The sequence below is a fragment of the Frankia sp. R82 genome (assembly GCF_023716925.1).
Classification (GTDB): domain Bacteria; phylum Actinomycetota; class Actinomycetes; order Frankiales; family Frankiaceae; genus Frankia.
Window position 1 is genome coordinate 1 of record NZ_JAMQQG010000276.1, and the last position, 4,247, is coordinate 4,247.

The window sequence follows — 4,247 nt, forward strand, 5'->3', positions numbered from 1 at the left end:
GGCCGGGCCGGTGCGCCCAGCGACGTCCCGCCTGCTCCGCGTCCGCTGCGGATGGCCGCCGGGCGGGCGAGCCCCGGCGACATGCCGATGCCGCCACCGACGGCGCCACCGATGCCGCCGCCGTCACCGAGCATGCCCCGGTTACGGGTCTGCAGACGGGCACCGATGCCGCGGAACGTCTCCCGGGACGACGAGCCGAGTAGCGCTCCCGCGCCCTGCCCGAAGGAGGCCGCACTGCGCCGACCGGCCGAGCCGACGGCGCGCATCAGGTGCACATCGGCGAAGCCCATGAGGTGCATGAGGACGAACGGCGCGAACACCGCAGCAATCATCACGACGGTGCCACTGAGGATCGTCAGCGTCTGGTCAACCGTTGATCCGGTGGAGTCACTCGCCATGCCTGCGCCGAGCGCGAAAATTGCGTAGATGACCGGCTTGGCGAAGATCAGTGCCAGGAGCATCTCGGTCGCCCGCTTGATCCACCCGCTGGTGGACATCGTCGGCTGCCCCGCCAGGTAGAGCGGGATGAACACCGCCATCACGATGATGGCGACCTTGCGGATGTAGAGCACAACGAACAGGGCGAAGGAGAACATCGCCACCAGCAGGGACAGCACGAGGTCAAGCGCGAAGTTCCCCTGGTCCGGCAGTGCCCGCAGCTGGCCCACCAGATCGGCCCCCAGCGGCTTTCCGTCGCCAAAGGCGTCCGCCATCCCGTCGGACGCGGTGAGGATCATTTGGAGCAGTGCGAGCGCGATGAAGGAACCCAGGATCGCCGTCCCGGTCGACGCCACCGCCCGAGTGAAAAGATGGGGATCACCCCGAACCGCACCCATCATGCAGGCGCACAGAAAAAGACCCGTGACGATCAGTACCGCAATCCCGAACGCGATGTTGTAGTTCTTGACGACATAATCAGCGCTGAGATTGATCGACGTCTTCTGTGCGGCAAAACTGAACACGGAACTGGAGAGATCTGCGGCCATCCCGCAGAACGCCTTCCCCATAGAGTCGAAGTAGGCATCCACGCTCCCCGTTATGACGCCCTTGACGGCGCTAAAAGGGTTTAGCTTGACGGCCAGAATTACCGTTCCGTCACCGGTCATCTCTGTCGTCATTTACCTGCTCCGATCGGAAGGAAACGGCGGAATTCCTCGGACCGTTGTTCGGCCGGGTCTGGGCCGTCTGGGCCATCATTGACGTCGGATATTCGCCAATCCGAGCCATTCCAGTCGATAGTGCAGAGATCGGTTCCCCAAAAATCGCGCGGCTGCAAGTCTGGGTTCCCATTAATGACGCCGGCGACTGCATTAAGCCAGATGGTTACTGTGTTTCTGTCGGATTTGTACGCAGCAGCCTTATACCCTAGGACGGTGAAGGAGAGTCGAAAATTCGGAGAATAGACCGACTGTATGCTGAAATTTTTTGCCGTTCCGGCATTTGCGTCAATTAGCCGCTGACTAAGTTTATCTGCGGATTCATTGCTGATAGAGATTGACCGGAGCACCTGGTGGAGGCGGGTTGGCTCGCGGTTATCATCTTTCGTGTATGCTGCAACATAATTTGCGCATGCGCTAACGGCGCCAGCCTCCGAATGCGGGTAGCCGACTGGAATCCCCAATTGATTGATGCGAGTAGGGAGACCTGGAATCTGGCTGGTGCTGTCGGAAGGCTGTTCCGGCGTTGCTGTAGTGGGCTCGGGGCTTGGAACGAGCGTCGCGGTTGGTGCGGTCGTTGCCGGGCCAGTAGGCGTAGGCAACGGAGCGACGGAGGCGGTGTCGGGGGACTTGGGGTTGTTCGGGATGGCGTAGCGGCCGATGACAACACCGGTAAGCACACCAACTGTGCTGGTGGTAACGATGATGATGATCAGCCGCCTGGCCACGGTTTCGATCACGCCCGGCAACGCCCACTCCCCTCCCACGACGGCACGACCATCATCGCAACGTCCGCCCGCGGGTACCCGGGGAACCGGTCAGAACAGCGTGGATGCTGAGGCATGGACCACGCCGGGGTCAGCGGCAGCGGAGACTTCGATGGCGGGCGGACGCAGATCACCGGGGTTGGGCGCTGGCGCGGTGGCCGTTGCGCCGGTGACCAGGAAGAAGTTGATGAAGGCGGCGGCGGCGCCGACGAGGAATGCCAGGCCGAAGCCGGCAATGACCCCGCTCTTTCCGACCGTGGAGGCGCGCTCGAGACCCATCCGTTCGCCAAGCGCCCAGGCGATACCGCCAAGCAACACGGCCGCAACAGCAGCGATCACCGCATACGCGGCCAGGCCGTTGACCAGGTCTTTCAGTGCGTTGATGCCGGGCGCTTTCGAGTCATCCGGCTTCACCTCTACGGCAAGGAAGACGAGCGCCTGGGGGTAGGCGGCGTCGTGGATCATCGCGGTTCCTTTCTCACGGGCAGGTCTCCGCCCGGACGATCCGGTCCGGCGATCCGCGAGGGAGCCGTGGGTGACCGTAGGTCGCCGAATGATACGCCCAACGGTGCCCCGTGATCCTCGGTAGTGGCCGGTAGGCCGCTGGTCGAGTCGGTCTGCGCACGCTTCGCGATCATGTCGATCGTGTCAGGTGACGGCGTGCCAGGCTTCCCGCCGGCCGCTTTCGGGGTTCCTACCTCGGCTTTTGCCAGGATGAAGAGGTTTTCGATGGTGGCCGCCGCAAGGCGCAGGTAGGCACGTCGCGTACGCCGCCGTAGCCGCGGGATCCGGACCGGAGCGTGCCGGCTCGGGTCCAGCCGGGGGTCGTAGGGAATGCGCACCAGGGCGTCGACCTGACGGCCCAGCCGGGCGGCCCCGGCCCGAGTGCGCGGCGACGGGCGGCCTCGGCGAGGTGCGACGACGGCGGCGACCACGAGTGGCGCCGGCCCCGCCGGACGGTCGCCGGCAGCTTCACGAAACGCCCGTAGCCGCATCACGGTTGCCTCGAGGTCTGCGGCCGTGGCCAGGGTGACTAGCACTACAAGGTCAGCGGCCTGGACAGCGACGTCGGTCAGGGGCGCATCGGTCGGCGCGTCGACGAGGACCAGCGGATACGAATGCGCGAGCATGCCCAGCGTTGATCGTAGACCGCTCTCGGTGACGGTCGGCTCGTCGGAGCCGTGGACGACGGGCAGGTCCGTGGACGTGTCGCTGCCCGCCGCCTGCTCCCGAGCGAGATGGCCAGCGTCGCGCCGCATCGGCAGGACGTCGAGGTCCCGGGCGCTGCCCGAGCGCTGGCCGCCGATCAACAGGCGCAGTTCGGCGGCAGATCCGTCCCCGACGTGGTGGCGGATGACGTCGGCGACGGTCGTCGCCCCGGTCGAACCGACCCGGCTGGTCAGCGGATCACCGCGGGGTTCGTCCTCGTCGGTGGGCGCGGCCGGGGGGCTCGCGTTGCCGCCCGGGCCGGGCTCGGCGTCCAGGTCGGGCTCGCCAGGCCACAGATCCACCGCCAGCACCGGCTGTGCCCGCATACCCGCGAGGGTCAGGCCCATCACGCCAGCCAGTGTGGTCGTCCCGGAGTACGGGAACAGCGATGTCACGGCAATCCGCCACGATCCGGGCAACGGAAGACGGGAGCGGTCCCGAACCGAGAGCCGCACCGGGACCTCGTCCTGAGGCTCGGGTACCGGCCCGGCGTGCGGCGGCCGGGACGGCTCCGCTGCCGGCAGGTGACGCGCCCCCGCGCGACGCTGCGGCGCCGCGGTGCCTGAACCTGCCCGGTCCCTGGTGATCTCAGGGGCCGCCGCGTCCGCGGTGCTGCTGACGGGTTCGGTGATGGCGCCGGTCATGGGCTCGGGTGCCACGATCGGGCCGGTCACTGGACTGCGCACGTCGTCCACGCTGCGCGCGTCGTCCACGGAAACGCTGGTGGTCGGTCCGGTGGCTCCGGTCGGCTCGGTGGATTCGGCCGCAGCCGCCGACGGGTGCGTTGCGCCATCCGCCGGCTCGGACCAGGCAGGCTGCGCCTGACCGATCGACCAGGAGGTGCCGGATACCGGCGGCCGGGACGGGGACGGCGTTGGGACAGGTGCGGTGGCGGTGGGTGGTGCTGTTGTGGTCGCGGCGGCGGTTGGTGACTCGGCGGTTGGTGGCTCGATGGTAGGTGGAGCGTTGTCCAGCGGATCGGCGACCGCCGGGTCGGCGGCCACTGGGTCGGCGACCGCCGGTGGGTCGACCGCCGGTGGGTGGACCGCCGGTGGGTGGACCGCCAGTGGGTGGACGGCCGGTGGTGCGGCGGCGGCGCGGGGTGGGGCGGACG

General features: G+C 67.4%; 3 protein-coding genes and 1 pseudogene. All 4 read right to left on the bottom strand.

Annotated features, from left to right (window positions below):
• Positions 1–1,118 (bottom strand): hypothetical protein (locus ND747_RS20145; RefSeq protein ID WP_251735402.1); only part of this gene is annotated, 1,118 nt, incomplete at its 3' end.
• A complete protein-coding gene (locus ND747_RS20150) occupies positions 1,115–1,897 on the bottom strand; it encodes a hypothetical protein (RefSeq protein ID WP_251735403.1) in 783 nt (260 codons plus the stop codon). The genes ND747_RS20145 and ND747_RS20150, both read right to left, overlap by 4 nt.
• Positions 1,898–1,975: 78 nt before the next feature.
• On the bottom strand, positions 1,976–2,389 hold the full coding sequence (locus ND747_RS20155; RefSeq protein ID WP_251735405.1) for a DUF6112 family protein: 414 nt from the start codon (positions 2,387–2,389) through the stop codon (positions 1,976–1,978).
• Positions 2,386–4,247, bottom strand: a pseudogene (locus ND747_RS20160) (hypothetical protein); the annotation flags it as partial. The gene ND747_RS20155 and the pseudogene ND747_RS20160, both read right to left, overlap by 4 nt.